The organism is Haloactinomyces albus (genome assembly GCF_031458135.1).
Lineage (GTDB): Bacteria > Actinomycetota > Actinomycetes > Mycobacteriales > Pseudonocardiaceae > Haloactinomyces > Haloactinomyces albus.
Window position 1 is genome coordinate 1,236,025 of sequence record NZ_JAVDXW010000001.1, and the last position, 14,814, is coordinate 1,250,838.

12 protein-coding genes and 1 pseudogene are annotated in these 14,814 nt (G+C 67.5%); 5 read left to right on the top strand and 8 right to left on the bottom strand.

From position 1 onward, the window contains the following. The first annotated feature begins 25 nt into the window (after positions 1-25). Positions 26-1,126, top strand: a complete 1,101-nt coding sequence (locus JOF55_RS05725) for a zinc-binding dehydrogenase (protein WP_310270639.1) — start codon at positions 26-28, stop codon at positions 1,124-1,126. Positions 1,127-1,140: 14 nt separating this feature from the next. On the opposite strand, the pseudogene JOF55_RS05730 reads toward JOF55_RS05725, so the two are convergent. The 5 genes and pseudogenes from JOF55_RS05730 to JOF55_RS05750 form a co-directional block, all read right to left on the bottom strand. Then, positions 1,141-1,272: pseudogene (locus JOF55_RS05730) on the bottom strand (PIN domain-containing protein); the annotation flags it as partial. A gap of 97 nt (positions 1,273-1,369) precedes the next feature. Continuing rightward, positions 1,370-1,624, bottom strand: a complete 255-nt coding sequence (locus JOF55_RS05735; RefSeq protein WP_310270645.1) for a ribbon-helix-helix protein, CopG family — start codon at positions 1,622-1,624, stop codon at positions 1,370-1,372. Between the two features lie 55 nt (positions 1,625-1,679). Beyond that, the gene (locus tag JOF55_RS05740) at positions 1,680-2,156 is read right to left on the bottom strand and encodes a DUF4233 domain-containing protein (protein ID WP_310270648.1); all 477 of its coding nucleotides are present in this window, start codon (positions 2,154-2,156) and stop codon (positions 1,680-1,682) included. Continuing rightward, complete coding sequence (gene folC / locus JOF55_RS05745) at positions 2,153-3,538, bottom strand: bifunctional tetrahydrofolate synthase/dihydrofolate synthase (protein WP_374727235.1); 1,386 nt, start codon at positions 3,536-3,538, stop codon at positions 2,153-2,155. Before folC ends, JOF55_RS05740 begins: the two co-directional genes overlap by 4 nt. Before the next feature lie 175 nt (positions 3,539-3,713). Next, positions 3,714-6,365, bottom strand: coding sequence for a valine--tRNA ligase (locus JOF55_RS05750; protein ID WP_310270654.1), 2,652 nt, complete (start codon positions 6,363-6,365; stop codon positions 3,714-3,716). A 97-nt stretch (positions 6,366-6,462) separates the two neighbouring features. Between JOF55_RS05750 and JOF55_RS05755 the strand changes: the two genes are divergently transcribed. The 3 genes from JOF55_RS05755 (at position 6,463) to JOF55_RS05765 (ending at position 9,502) form a co-directional block, all read left to right on the top strand. Next, the gene (locus JOF55_RS05755; RefSeq protein WP_310270658.1) at positions 6,463-7,140 is read left to right on the top strand and encodes a maleylpyruvate isomerase family mycothiol-dependent enzyme; all 678 of its coding nucleotides are present in this window, start codon (positions 6,463-6,465) and stop codon (positions 7,138-7,140) included. A 1,019-nt stretch (positions 7,141-8,159) separates the two neighbouring features. After that, the gene (locus JOF55_RS05760; RefSeq protein WP_310270660.1) at positions 8,160-8,342 is read left to right on the top strand and encodes a peptidoglycan-binding domain-containing protein; all 183 of its coding nucleotides are present in this window, start codon (positions 8,160-8,162) and stop codon (positions 8,340-8,342) included. Positions 8,343-8,656: 314 nt separating this feature from the next. Further along, positions 8,657-9,502, top strand: coding sequence for an SDR family NAD(P)-dependent oxidoreductase (locus JOF55_RS05765; protein WP_310270664.1), 846 nt, complete (start codon positions 8,657-8,659; stop codon positions 9,500-9,502). 60 nt (positions 9,503-9,562) lie between these two features. Here JOF55_RS05765 and JOF55_RS24405 read toward each other — a convergent pair whose 3' ends face one another. Next, complete coding sequence (locus tag JOF55_RS24405; RefSeq protein ID WP_445352012.1) at positions 9,563-10,447, bottom strand: AMIN-like domain-containing (lipo)protein; 885 nt, start codon at positions 10,445-10,447, stop codon at positions 9,563-9,565. Between JOF55_RS24405 and JOF55_RS24690 the strand changes: the two genes are divergently transcribed. Beyond that, entirely contained in the window at positions 10,370-10,558 is a 189-nt protein-coding gene (locus JOF55_RS24690) for a hypothetical protein (protein ID WP_445352013.1), read from the top strand. The genes JOF55_RS24405 and JOF55_RS24690 overlap by 78 nt on opposite strands. A gap of 115 nt (positions 10,559-10,673) precedes the next feature. Here JOF55_RS24690 and JOF55_RS05775 read toward each other — a convergent pair whose 3' ends face one another. Both JOF55_RS05775 and JOF55_RS05780 read right to left on the bottom strand, forming a co-directional pair. Then, positions 10,674-11,405 (bottom strand): M48 family metallopeptidase, encoded by a 732-nt coding sequence (locus JOF55_RS05775; protein WP_310270668.1) that lies wholly within the window; start codon positions 11,403-11,405, stop codon positions 10,674-10,676. After that, positions 11,402-14,782: a type I restriction endonuclease subunit R gene (locus JOF55_RS05780; RefSeq protein ID WP_310270670.1), complete on the bottom strand. Its 3,381-nt coding sequence runs from the start codon at positions 14,780-14,782 to the stop codon at positions 11,402-11,404. The genes JOF55_RS05775 and JOF55_RS05780 overlap by 4 nt, the downstream gene beginning before the upstream one ends. Positions 14,783-14,814 lie beyond the last annotated feature (32 nt).

A 14,814-nucleotide genomic window follows, 5' to 3' on the forward strand; every position in this document is an offset into this window, starting at 1 on the left:
CAAACACCATGATGAGGAGAGCCGCATGCGCGCTGCCGTGCACACCGCCTCGAACGAACCGCTGCGGATCGAGGAGCTGACCGACCCGCGCCCCCGCACGGGCGAAGTGGCCATCGATGTCACCTCATGTGGCGCGTGCCATTCGGACCTGCACGTCCTCAAGGGCGAACTGCCCTTTCCCACCCCCGGAGTGCTCGGCCACGAGGTTGCGGGAGTGGTCTCCGAAGTCGGGCCGGAAGTAACCGATCTGTCCGTCGGCGACCGGGTGGTCACCAGCTTCATCATGCCCTGTGGTCGGTGCGCCCAGTGCGCAAGCGGCAACGAGGAGATCTGCCTGGACTTCTTCGCCTACAACCGGGCCAAGGGCCTGCTCTACGACGGCGACACCCGCCTGTACCGCCCGGGAGGAGACCCGGTGTGGATGTACTCGATGGGCGGCCTGGCAGAACGCTCGGTCACCCCGGCGACCTCGGTATACCGGGTGCCCGACGGCGTGGAACTGGCCGACGTCGCCTCGGTGGGCTGCTCCACGATGACCGCCTACGGAGCGCTGCGGCATGCGGCGGATGTGCGGGTGGGCGACACCGTGGCCGTGGTCGCCGCGGGCGGCGTGGGCTCGGCGTTGATCCAGCTCGCCTCGGTGTTCGGTGCTTCCGAGATCATCGCCGTGGACATCGGCGAGGAGAAACTGGCAGGAGCCCGCAAACTCGGCGCCACCAGCACGGTCAACTCCGCCGAGGTGGATGCGGCCGCCGCCGTCCGTGAGATCACCGGGGGACGCGGAGTCGACGTGGCCTTCGAAGCGCTCGGCGGGGAGAAGACCTTCGACATCGCCCGGGATTCGGTGGTCGAGGGCGGGCAGGTCGTGGTGGTGGGGATCGCCCCGTCGGGCACCACCGGCAAGATCGACCTGGGCACCATCGCCCGGAAGAAACTGCAGGTCAAAGGCTCCTACGGCGCCAAACCCCGGCGGGACATGCCGATCCTGCTCGATCTCGTGGCGCGAGGCCTGCTCCGCCCGCAGGACTCGATCAGCCGGCGGTACGGCTTCGACCGGGTGCAGGAGGCCTACGACGCACTCGACCGGGGAGAGATCCAGGGCCGCGCCGTGATCACCATGGAATAACCCCTGCACAGCGCTCAGTCCAGGGGGTGGTGCCAGCGGAGTCCCGGGTAGCGTGCGAACCCCCGGTCGGCGGTGATCCACTCGCAGCCGTGCTCGATGGCGATGGCCGCGAGGTAGGCATCCGGGACGAGGTTGCCCTTGGCGTCGGACCGTTGAGCACCTCTTCCAACCAACGGGCATATGCGGGTTGATCCGGCAGGGCAACGTTCTGCGCGTTCAGCAGGACGTTGACATCGCACGCGATCACTCTTCGTTCTCCAGCAATTCGAGCAGGGCCGCGTTGTTCGTCAGATCCACTCCCGGTTTGGGCTCTCCGAGATCGAAGGTGGGCAGCGTGAAGCGCGGAACCTCCCGAGTTGCCGCCTGGGAACGGCGAAGCTCCGCAAAGCGCACATCCTCTTCGATCAGTGCGCTGACGGTTGTGTGTTCCGCTGCCGCGCGCCTTTTGAGCTCATCGAGCAAATCCTCGTCGATCGTGATCGTTGTTCTCGCATTCATGCATACGAACATACGATCGACGCATCATGATGCACCACGCTCGAACGAGCGAACCTCAGTTCTGCGGTGGGTGGCCGGGAGGGTGTCCGAGCTGGTCGGCGAGGCGTCCCTCGCGCATGCGGGTGGCAACGTCGCGACGTAGGTAGAGCATGTAGCCCCAGACCGCGGCGAAGATCAACCCCATCACGCCGATGGCCGGATGCACGACGAAGCAGGCGATCAGCCCGGCCTGCAGGGCCAGCGCCAACCCCAGCCCCCACGGCCGCCGTTGCACGAACGCCACCAGCAGGTTCAGCACAGCCAGCACCGCGACGACGACGAACCCGATGCTGGAGACACCGGCACCGAGCTGCCACACCACCGGCAGGGCCAACCCGAACACGATGAACTCCAGGACCAGCGTGCCCGCCATGACCCCCCGGAGTCCCTTCCACGGGTCGCGCACGTCCGGAGGCGGTGTCGGCAAACCACGGTCCTGTCGAGGAGCACCACCGTCGTCCTGCGGTCCGGGCTCGCTCGCGGAGGCGTTCATGCCGGTTCCTTGCCGAACAAGGCCCGGCCCTCACCTGCGGTGACCACCGACCCGGTGATCACCACGCCGCCACCGGAGATCGCCTCGCCGGGGTCGGAGGTTTCCTCGGCCATGCCGATCGCCGATTCCACCGCGTCGTCGAGTCGAGGCTCGACGCCGATCCTCTCCTGACCGAACACTTCCGCAGCCAGCCCCGCCAGCTCGTCCGGGTCCATCGCGCGCGGCGACGAGTTCCTCGTGATCACCAGTTCCTCGACGACGGGTTCCAGTTCGGCCAGGATCCCGCGTGCGTCCTTGTCCGCCATGACACTGACCACGGCGACCAGTCGCCGGAAGGAGAATTCCGAAGTCAGCGCATCCGCCAGCGCCCGCGCGCCATGAGGGTTGTGCGCGGCGTCCACGAGGACCGAGGGAGCGGCCCGCACCCGCTCGAGCCTGCCGGGGGTGATGACCCCGGCGAAGGCTTCCCCGATCGTGTCGGCATCGAGATGGTGCTCGGCTCCCGCGCCGAAGAATGCCTCCACAGTGGCCAGTGCCAGTGCCGCGTTGCGGGCCTGGTGCTCACCGTGCAGGGGCAGGAAGACCTCGTCGTAGATACCGCTCAGGCCCTGCAGGCGCAGCATCTGGCCGCCGACGGCCACGGTGCGTTCCAGTACCCCGAACTCGTGTCCCTCCCGGGCCACGGTGGCCCCGACCTCGGCGATCCGCTCCATGATCACCCGCTCCGCCTCGGCGGGCTGGGAAGCGAGCACCACCACCGAGTCCGGTTTGATGACGCCGGCCTTCTCGGCCGCGATCCCGGCGATGTCCGAGCCGAGATACTCGGCGTGGTCCACCGAGACCGGGCACAGCACCGCCACCTGAGCATCGGCGACATTGGTGGCATCCCAGCTGCCACCGAGTCCGACCTCCAGCACGGCGGCCTCGACCGGAGCTTCGGCGAACGCCGCCAGCGCCATCCCGGTCAGCACCTCGAACTTGCTCATCGCGATCTCGCTGCGCGAGTCCACGATGGAAACATAGGGGGCGACGTCGCGGTAGGCCTCGACATATCCGGACGGGCTGATCGGCCCACCGTCGATGCTGATGCGCTCGGTGGCCATCTGCAGATGTGGGCTGGTGTAGCGGCCGACGCGCAGACCGCGACGACTCAGCAGGGCATCGACCATGCGGGAGGTGGAGGACTTGCCGTTGGTTCCGGCCACGTGCACGACGGGATAGCCGCGCTGCGGCTCGGCCAGCAGGTCCGTCAGCGCACGGATGCGCTCCAGCGACGGTTCGATCTTGGTCTCGGGCCAGCGCTCGTTCAGCTCGGCTTCGACCACCCGCAGTTCCTGCAGTGCACCGGAATCGGTGTCGGGCACGTGTTCACTCCCCTGCACACGAACATCTTGACGACGTGGCTGCAAGTCTACGTCGACGCTGCTCTGCGGCCTGCACCGCCCGACGGCCTGCGGGCAGGGTGAACGGAACTTCCGGTCACCTGGCAGGGACGAAAGTTCCGTTCACGCACAGCGCCGCACGCCTGCGGCAGGGCCGCACGCCTGCGGCAACGCCTCACGCCTGCGGCAGCGACTCCAGCCGCGCATTGATGCGCTCGATGTCGGCCTGAGCGGCCTCTCGCCGCGACCGGACCTTGTCGACCACCTCGGCCGGGGCCTTGTCGGTGAACGACGGGTTGTTGAGCTTCTTGTCCGTTCCCTCCAGCTCCTTTTCCGCCGTCGCGAGGTCCTTGCTCAGGCGCTTGCGCTCCGCCTCGACGTCGATGGCACCGGACAGGTCGAGTTCGACGGTCACATCCCCCGCGGCGAGCCCCACCTCGAGGGCGGCCGAGGCGATGAATCCCTCGCCCGGTTCGGTGATCTTGGCCAGGGTCCGCACCGCAGGGACGTGCTCGGGCAGGCTCGCGGCCTCGATCCCGTCGAGGTTGGCCGAGACCTTCTGCCCCGGTTTCAGGCCCTGGTCCGAGCGGAACCGGCGAATCTCGGTGATCAGCTTCTGCACCGAGGCGATCCGCTCGGCGGCTCCCTCGTCCGGCTGCCCCCCGACCGGGCTCGGCCAGTCCGCGACGACCACGGACTCCCGCCCGGTCAGCGTCGTCCACAGCACTTCGGTCACGAACGGGATCGTCGGGTGCAGCAGCCGCAGCAGCACATCGAGGACGTAACCGAGCACCGCACGAGTGGTCTCGGCTCGCTGCCCGCCCGCATCGAGCTGCACCTTCGACAGCTCCACGTACCAGTCGCAGAACTCGTCCCAGGTGAAGTGGTACAGCGCCTCGGTGGACTTGGCGAACTGGAAGTCCTCCATCAGTTCGTCCACCTCCGCCACCACGGCATCGGTGCGGTCCAGGATCCAGCGATCGGCATCGGTCAACGTCGCCCGGTCCGGCAGCACATCCGGCACGTAGGCGTTCTTGCCCAGCACGAACTTGGTGGCGTTGAACAGCTTCGTGACGAAGCTGCGCGAGCCCGCGACCCAGTCCTCGCTCATCGGCACGTCGGTCCCCGGATTGGCTCCGCGGGCGAAGGTGAACCGCAGCGCATCGGTGCCGTAATCGTCCATCCACTGCAGCGGATCGACGGTGTTGCCCGCCGACTTCGACATCTTCTTGCCGTGCGGGTCCCGCACCATGCCGTGCAGGGCGATGACGTTGAACGGCACGGCATCGGCGGCGTCGCGATCCTGCATCGCGTAGAGCCCGAGCATCATCATCCGGGCCACCCAGAAGAACAGGATGTCGTAGCCGGTGACCAGCACGCTGGTCGGATAGAACTTGCGCAGGTCGGCGGTGTCGTCCGGCCAGCCCATCGTGGAGAACGGCCACAGGCCCGAGGAGAACCACGTGTCGAGCACGTCCTCGTCCTGGCGCCAGCCGGCACCGCTCGGCGGTTCCTCGTCCGGGCCGACGCAGACGACCTGCCCCTCCGGCCCGTACCAGACGGGGATGCGGTGCCCCCACCACATCTGCCGCGAGATCGCCCAGTCGTGCAGGTTGTCGATCCAGTCGAAGTAGCGCTTGGCCATCTCCGGCGGGTGCACCGCGACACGGCCGTCGCGCACGGCGTCCCCGGCAGCCTGGGCCAGGGGAGCGACCTTGACGAACCACTGCAGCGACAGGCGCGGTTCGATCGGCTCCTTGGAACGGGAACTGTGCCCGACGCTGTGCACGTAGGGGCGCTTCTCGGCCACGATACGGCCCTGCGCACGCAGCGCCTCCCGCACAGCCACGCGCGCCTCGTAGCGGTCCATGCCGTCGAACTCGGTGCCGGTGCCCGCGATCCGGGCGGTCTCGTCCATGATCGTGAGCATCGGCAGGTCGTGGCGCCTGCCGATCTCGAAGTCGTTGGGATCGTGCGCCGGAGTCACCTTCACCGCACCACTGCCGAACTCGGGATCGACGTGCGAGTCGGCGACGATCGGAATCGTGCGCCCGGTCAGCGGCAGCTCGATCTCGGTACCGACCAGGTGCCGGTAGCGGTCGTCATCGGGATGCACCGCCACGGCGGTGTCGCCGAGCATCGTCTCGAGCCGGGTGGTGGCCACCTCGATCGCGTTCTCGCCGTCGCCGTAGCGCATGGAGACGAGCTCGCCCTCGACCTCCTTGTGCTCGACCTCGATGTCCGAGATCGCCGAGCGCATCTCCGGCGACCAGTTGACCAACCATTCGGCCTGGTAGATCAGGCCGTCGTCGTAGAGCTTCTTGAAGATCGTCCGGACGGCGCGCGAGAGTCCCTCGTCCATGGTGAAGCGCTCGCGGGTCCAGTCCACGCTGTCACCCAGGCGACGCATCTGCGACAGGATCGCGCCGCCGTGCTGCTCCTTCCACTGCCACACCCGGTCGAGGAAACCCTCGCGGCCGAGTTCGCGGTGGTCGATGCCCTCCTCGCGGAGCTGCCGCTCGACCAGGGCCTGCACGGCGATACTCGCGTGGTCCATGCCGGGCAGCCAGAGCGCTTCGTAGCCCTGCATCCGGCGGCGCCGCGTGAGCAGGTCCATCAGCGTGTGCTCGAAGGCGTGGCCGATGTGCAGGCTGCCGGTCACGTTCGGCGGTGGGATGACGAGCGAGAACGGGGGCTTGTCGCTGTGCGCGTCGGCGGTGAAGTACCCCTTGTCCACCCAGCGCTGGTACAGCTCGGCCTCTACGTCGGCCGGGTTCCAGCTCGACGGAAGTTCACGGGACTGGGCTGCTGCGCTGGTCTGTGTCACACGGGGGATTCTACGAACCGGCTTTGCCTCCTCGTACGGTGCTCGCCCTTGGCTCGTCCTTGCCGGATGCGCGTCGGCGGTGAATGATCCGGAAACGATGACTCCGATGATCCTCGACCGGGTCCGCGACGGACACCACCGCCTGCTGGACCTGCTCAGCGAGCTGGAAACGGACGAGTTCCGGCAGGCCTCCCGGCTGCCCGGATGGTCCCGCGCGCACGTGGTCGCCCATCTCGCGCACAACGCCCGGATGCTCACGCGGGTGACGAGGCACGCCGTGCAGGGCGAACTCGTCGAGCCCTACCCCGACGACGATCGCGACTCGGCGATCGAGCGGGACTCGGCGCTGGGGGCCACCGCCCTCGTCGAGCTGCTCATCTCCGCGCAGGCGGAGCTGGAGATCACCTGGGACTCGCTCGCCGAGCAGGACTGGCAGCGGCCGGTGCGCTTCCGCAACGGCACGGTGCACGACCTGCTGCTCTGCCGCTGGCGGGAGAACGAGATCCACACCGTCGATCTCGCCTTGGGCGTCACCGAGGAATCCTGGTCGCCGGAGTTCTGCGAGCACGCCATCGACTTCCTCTCCCCACGGCTGGAGGGCAGTGACGTGCTGCTGGCGCCCGGCGATCTGTCCCGGATCTGGACGTTCGGCGACGGGTCCGGCGGGACCGTGCGCGGGCCGAGCCACACCATCGCCTGCTGGATGTCCGGCCGCGCTCCCCAGCGGCGGCCGACCTGCGACGGCCCACTCCCCGACCTCGGTCCCTGGCCCTGAGGACAGCAGGCACTCCGCCACCTTGCTCCGAGGAGATCGCCGCGATGCTCGGCGATACCTTCTCCTGGGTCGACGTCTTGCCGGAAGACGACCGAAGGGAATTCGCCACCGACTTCAGCAGGGCCTTCGAAACGGCTACGGAGCTGGAACGTACTGACACAGCCCGTGCGCGAGTGGTAAGCGACGCCGGCCGTGCCGCGTAGTCGGCCCCGTTGGTGGCCAACGAGGGGTCCCGGCCTTCCTCGGTGCAGAACTCGACGAATCCGGCGACGTCACCATGGATCACGACCGGTGTCCTTGTCCGGCCAGCGCCGCAGCACCTCGTCGAGCTCGGCACCCGGCCGATGCAGCACGGCTGACCGTGTCGGTCCCGGGCTGCGCGGCGCCCCTCCGTCGAGAAGTTCCCGGTAGCCCGCACGGATCTGCCTGCTGAAATCGTCCAGCGTGTCCTCGGGCTGCTCCAGGGCCTAGGCCGGACGCGAAGGCGGGTACTGAAGCAGCATGTCGAGATTCGGATCGCCCATGGCGTCGCGGTGTTCGAGCAGAAACGAGGCGCAGTAGGCCTTATCATCCGTCGACCGGGCAAGGGATCTTCGTCGGGCAACTCCCGGCGCGGCAGGCGCTGCTACCAGAAAAGAGCAAGACTCGTTCGGCTTTTCGACAATTCCGGGATGTTCGAGTGGGATTGTTTGCTTCGGCAAACCCGGACATCCGAGCGACGAAGATTCCCGAAGAATGCCCCGATCGGCGGATTCCTCCCCACAACAACGGCGCTACTGTCGATACACATCGTGCGAAGAATCCTGAACGAGCACGATTCCAAAAAACACATAACGCTATTCGGAGATTCGATGAGACGCATTGTTTCCGTTGTGGCACTGATGTTGTTGAGCGTTCTGGCAGTACCTGCCGCCTCGGCACAGGCCCCGACTCCGGTGCCCGCCCAATCCTCGCTCAGTGCACAACAGACAGCGGTTGCGTGCCCACCCACGCTCTCCCGTGGCTCCACAGGATACTGGGTGGAGGTTCTGCAGGATGAAATGAACAGCTACCCGTACGAAGTGAGCGGCCCCTGGCTGACCGTCGACGGAATCTACGGGCCGAAGACGGAAGACGCAGTCGTCGACTTCCAGCAGTGGTACGGCCTGCTGGTCGACGGAATCGCCGGACCACAAACCTGGGGGCAACTGGGATACTGCTGAGAAACAGCACGGCCAGATCCCGAAGCAGAAAAACCAACCGGATCATTGTCACGATGCACATCCGTGGAAAACCTGCGGAATGTGCATCGTGACATGGAACGTACTTCACGCGGCCGAATCGGATGCGGCGCGAATCAGAATTCGATCAGGCCGGGCCGGGAAATCCCCGGCGCCCGCACATCCGACGCATTCGATCGAGGAATACCGCAGGCACTTACCGGGCGGCGAGTTCGCGACCGCGCCGACCCGCGCACTTCCGGGTAAGCTTCCGGCCGAGCGGCTGAACTCGAACCCGAAGAGCGGGAGCGCATGCCATGACCAGTATCGACGGGAAGGTCGTGTTCATCACCGGCTCGACGAGCGGGCTGGGCAGGAAACTCGCCGAGCGGCTCGTCTCCGAGGGCGCCGGTGTGGTGCTGCACGGGCGCAGCAGCGAACGCTGCGAGTCCACGGTGCAGGAGATCCAGGAGGCGACGGGCAGCGACCGTCTTCCCTACCACGTCGCGAACCTCGCCTCGCTCGCCGAAGTACGCAGGCTCGCCGACGCGGTACGCGAGCAGCACGACCGGCTCGACGTCCTCGTCAACAACGCCGGTGTCGGAGGTGGACCCGCGCAGGACGGCACGCGGGAGCTCAGCGAGGACGGATACGAACTGCGGTTCGCGGTCAACCACCTCGCGCACTACCTGCTGACTCATCGGCTGCTGCCGCTGCTCCGTGCCTCCGCACCCGCGCGGGTGGTCAACGTCGCCTCCGGTGCCCAGGAAGCCATCGACTTCGACGATGTGCACTTGGAGCGCGACTACAGCTCCTCACGGGCCTACACCCAGAGCAAGCTGGCGCAGGTGATGTTCACCTTCGGCTTGGCCGAGACGCTGGACGCCGGTGAGGTCACGGTCAACAGCCTGCATCCCGCGTCGTTGATGGACACCAAGATGGCGCAGCGGTGGTACGGGAGCGCGATGTCCTCGGTGGAGGAGGGCGTGGCGGCGACGCACCGGCTGATCACCGATCCCAAGCTGGCCGGGGTCACCGGGCGGTACTTCAGCGGGCAGCAGGAGGCGCGCGCCGCCAAGCAGGCCTACGACGCCGAGGCGCGCAGGCGGCTCCACGACCTCTCCGAGGAGCTGACCACTCAGCACGCCGGCAGTACGGAGTGAACGGACCGTTCGCCCGGTCCATCCGGTACGAACGGTCCGTTCACTCCCGAGGCGGAGCACTCAGCCGGTGATGAAGGTGACCTTCGCGTCAGCACGGGTGCAGGTGTAGACGTAGTTCGGTGTCGGCTCGCTGTCGTCGTACTCGGGCAGGCAGGAGAACCCACCGGGGGTGCCGTAGGGCTGGCCGATCCGGCCTTCGACGAGGGAAGCCACGTTCCGGGCCTTCTCACAGCCCACGTTCGTGGCGGTGATGTTGAAGGCGCCGTAGTCGGTTTGCGGCTCGAACGACACATCGCCGCACTCGCGGGTCACCGGGTCGTCGGAGCCGCAGTTCGGCGTGCCGACGTCGACCACGATGGCGCTGTCCCGAGTGGTGACCTCGAACGGAGCCCGCACCGGAGCACCGTGGCAACTGTTCACGCCGATCGCCGCTTCCTGGACCTTCTCGAAGCCGCCCAGGTAGCGCACCTCGGCCACCGTCGGCAGGGTCGCCTCGACGCTCTCCCGCACGCTTCCGCTCGCGGTCGCGGGCGAGAAACTCATCTTGAGGAAGAGCTGGCCCTCCATCTCGACCGGCTTCCCGGATCCGGGCTTGCGCGGGTAGTCCTCCAGATACGTCGGAGTGTGCTCCGGCAACCGCTGCCCACCCTGGGTGCCGGAGAAGTTGAAGATGACCCGATCGTAGGAGGCGTCGCCGGGCTTGACCTCGATCCCGGTCAGCGTGGCCGGGTTCTGGGCGGGTGGTTGCTGGGCGGCCGGTTGCTGCTTGGCACCGGTGGACGGCTTGACGCGGGTGGACTCCTGGGCAGCCTGCTGCTGGGTCGTGCTCGGCTGCGCCTGCGTGGTGCTCGCCTGCGTGGTGCTCGGCTGCGTGGTGCTCGGCTGCGCCTGCGTGGCACTCACCTGCGCCGTGCTCGGCTGCGTCACAGCGTGCGAGGACTGCACGGAGCGATCCGGCGGAGCGTTCTCGGAGCCCTGGGACAACGCGGTGCCCGCACCCCAGCCGGCCAGCGGAACCACCAGCGCAGCAGCCGTCCCGGTCATGAGCATCCGTAGCGAACGACGTTTCACGGTCCTCACCCTTTCGTCCGTCGGAGTGTTCGTCCTTACACCCTGGGGGACGCTCGGAACCGGCGCAGGGTTGAGAAGCCCGATGCCGAGATGTGGGGATTCATCCCAACCAGAGTTGGGAGCCCAGGTGAGCCAGCCGCTGCTTGCGTGTCTCGTAGTCCGGCATGGTCCGAGCAACGATCTCCCAGAACCGCGGCGTGTGGTTCGGCTCGCTGACGTGGGCGAGTTCGTGCACGATCACGTAGTCGACCAGACTCGGTGGCAGTTGCATCGTCGCCCAGTGCAGGTTCAACCGCGTTCCCCCGCCGAGTGAGCCCCAGCGATAGCCGAGGTCCTGCACGTCGAGGCGATCAACGGGCGTGTGCATCCGCCGGGACAGTGCCCGCACGTGCGCGGGCAGCCGGTTCAACGCCCGGTACCGGTACCAGCCGATGACGGCCCGCGCCGCACCGTCGCCACCGGCCAGGTTCCTCGGCAGCAGGAGCCTGCCGCGTTCGAGCTTGACCTTCTCGACCTCGTCGGTGACGCGCAGCCGATAGCGCCGCCCGAGATAGTCGAATCCCTCCCCCGATACGAAATCCTTCGTCACCGGAGGCGCCAACAGCAGGTCCTTCTCGGCGAGCTTGCGGTAGACCCAGCCGCGCTTGCCGCTCGCCCACCGCCGCACGGTCGCCGGATCGGTATCGGCAGGCACGTGCAGGATCAGTGAGCCGTCCCGATCGACGGTGATCCCGACCGTGCGCCTGCGGGTCGAGCGCCGCAGGCTGAACACCAGATCGTCCAGAACCAGGCGGTCGGGGTGCTCATCGGCGATCGGGGCAGCGCGGGTCATCGCTGTTCAGTCAACCGCCTGTGGTTGGACTTCGCCAAATCGACCACCTGATCGGACACCCCGTCCAGCCGTTCCCACTCGAACAGCTCGCCGCCTTCGACGGTGTAGCCGTCCAGCAGCTCGACCACGTCCTGACGCAGGCGGTGCTGCGCGTTCGGGTTCTCCCAGAATCCCACCACATCGATCTCGGCGCTGATCTTGTCCACGACATCGACGGTGACCGAGCGCAGCACCTCCACGGTGCCGTCGTCGAGGTCGGCGCCGCGCTGCTGCCGCAGCAATGCGCACAGCAGGTCGAAGAAGGGGGCTTGAGTGCGCGGGTCGAGGCCGCTGCCGTCCTCGTCACCGCGTCCCCGGCGGGCCTCCTCCACCAGCGGCTTGAGCGCGTCATAGGCCTGGTCCCACTGCCCGTCGAACCGCTGCAGCACCTGCTGCAGCCGCTCGGCCAGGGACTCGTAATAGGCGGGGTCGGAGTCGAGGTGCTCACTGATGTGGTGCCGGATGGCGTGTTCCATCTCCGAGGCCTTGGCACGGTCGCCGGTCAGCGCGTCGACTTTCTCGTCGAAGTCGGCAGCGGTGATCGATACCGGCGGCACCTTGTCCTGCACGCCGAGTGCGGCGATGTGGGTGTCGATGAGCTCGCGGACCTTCTCGCCGACCTGGCCGGGGTCGAACCCGTCGGTGTCTTCCCGATACCGGCGCCGCGTCTCGTACCGGACGAGCGCATGGGCCTTCAGCATCGGCAGGTACGGCTTGGCCTCGGGTCTGGGCATGATCGTTTCCACGGCGGAGCTGAACCGGGTGAACGCGGTTTCGAATTCGGCGCGGAGCCGCTCGTCGGCCAGTAGCTGCACGCACGCCTCCACGTCCTCGTCCGTGGTGACCTGGTGGATGCCGTGGCGGGCGAAGACCTGGCGCAACCGTTCCGCGCGGGTGGCCATCTCCGGGACCTCGTCGGCCAGGCTCGTCAGCGCGCCTTCGACGTCCTCGTCGGCGTAGGCGGCCAGGGCGTCCTTGAGGTGGGCGGCCACTCCGTAGTAGTCCACGACGTAGCCTGCGGTCTTGTGCGCGCTGGTGCGGTTGACGCGCGCCACCGCCTGCAGCAGTTCGGCTTCCTTGATGTGCCGGTCGAGGTAGAGCACCTGCTCGACGGGGGCGTCGAACCCGGTCAGCAGCATGGATTTGACGATGAGGAAGCCCAGCGGGCTCGTGGCGGTGGGATCGTCATCGGCCGATCGGGGCAGTTTCCTGGTGAATTCGGCGATGCGCCGGTCCTGTTTGGACGCGTTGGTCCACTCGTCGTAATGCTTGGGGTCGTTGTGCGACCCGGAGATCACCGGGGCGAAGTCGAGCTGCTCGATCAGCCACCGGTAACGGTGGGCGCGCACGAGCCGCCGCTGACGGGCGGGCAGTTCGTCGACCCGGTCGATCGCCTCGGGGATGACCTGCTCCGGCTCCAGCGAATCGAGCTCGTCGAGCAGTTCCCGCCGGGCCTCCAGGAAGGCGTCCCGGTAGCGCAGGGCGGCTTTCCGGCTGACGGCCACGACCTGGGCTTTGAAGCCGTTCGGCAGGATCGACTCGACGTAGTGCCACAGCATGCTGCGGGCCTTGCGCTTGATCAGTTCGGGTGCTTCGAGCACCTGGTTCTTGGTGCCCCAGCGTTGTTTGATGCGCTGTAGTTGCTCGTCGGTGTACTCGACGAACATGTCGTCGAAGAGCTCGTCGAGGTTGTCGGCGTCGCGCACGGCCGCGGTGGTGGTCTTGCCCTCGTAGCGGATCGGCACGGTCGCGCCGTCGTCCTGGGATTCGGTGATCGTGTAGCGGTCGATGTAGTCACCGAAGATTTTCGTGGTGCGCTTCTTGCGGCCCATGACGATCGGAGTACCGGTGAATCCGATCAGCGCGGCGTTGGGCAGTGCTTCACGCAGGCTCGTGTGCAGCTCACTGCTCTGGCTGCGGTGTGCCTCGTCGATGAGCACGAGGATGTTCTCGGCACGGTTGAGCTCGCCCAGAGACGGCATGGTCCGCTTGATTTCGCCGGAGGAAGCCGAGGCCCCCTCGGAACCGTCCTCTCCGGCCTCCTCGGTGTCCTCGGCCGTGTTCGTCTCGGAGTCCGCGCCGGAGTCCGTACTGCCCTGTTCGGTGTCGCGGTATTTCTGGATCATCGCGAACACGAGGTCCTTGCCCGAATAACTCAGGTGCTGTTTGACCTCGGTGACGGTGCGGGCGGTGCGCGCGGTTTCCCCGGTCAGCGCGGCGGTGGCGCGTAGCTGGTCCTGGAGCTGTTTGCGGTCGGTGACGACCACGATCTTGAACGGCCGCAGGCGGGCACGGCTGCGCATCACCCGCACGAGGAACACCATGGTCAGGCTTTTGCCGGACCCTTGGGTGTGCCAGATGATCCCGCCCCGGCGGTCCTGCACGCCGTCCTGCTGCCGTGTCCTGCCGTTCTCCAGGCGGCTGATCGCGCGCCGCACCGCCCGGTACTGCTGGTAGCGGGTGACGATCTTGGCGGTGCGCCCACCGGTTTCGGTGAACAGGGTGAAGTGCCGGACGAGGTCGAGCAGGACGGCGGGCCGCAGCATCCCGCCCACGAGCGTTTCCTGCCCGGACAGTTCGCCGTCGGCGGGCTTGCCGACCTCGCCCAGGACGTCGGCGACCTCGGCGGGTTCGACGGTTTTCCACGCGGCGAAGTGCTCCGCACCGGAGGTGACCGTGCCGACCTTGGCGGTGTCGTAGTTGGCCGCGACGACGAGTTGGTTGGTGCGGAACAGTCGTTCGCTGCCTTCGGGCTCGCCGTGCGGGTTGCGCTGGTTGGCGTAGCGGCGCAACTGGTCCAGCGCCTCGGTCAGCGGCTGGTGCGGGGCCTTGGTCTCGATGACCACCAGCGGCAGCCCGTTGACGAACAGCACCAGGTCGGGCTTGATGCGCTTGCGCCCCTGACCGCCGGGGAGTTCGACGGTGAACTGGCTGGTGACCACGAAGTCGTTGCGCTCGGGGTGTTCCCAGTCGATGTAGTCGATGTGCCGGGCTCGCTGGTTCGCCGCACCCTCGGGGGCGTCGACCTCGGTGCCGCCGACGAGCAGGTCGGTCAGTTCGCGGTTGATCTCCAGCAGGCTGGTCGCCTTCGGCCGGTACACGACGTTGGCGGCCTGGGAGATGCGGTGCTCGTCCAGCCACGGCTGCCCGTCGAGGGTGTTGATCCGCTGCAGCGCCTCGCGCAGCCTGCCCGCGAGGACGACGTCACGCAGCGAGTCCCGCCCGACCGGGGCGCCTTCTTCGGTGAGTGCGGGCAGGTGGGTCCAGCCCATCGCTTCGAGTTGGCGGATCAACGGCCACTCGGTGGCGTCCTTCTCGGTGGGCAACCCCAAGCTCACAGTGCGCTCCACGATCGGGTCCGGCGTCGCCG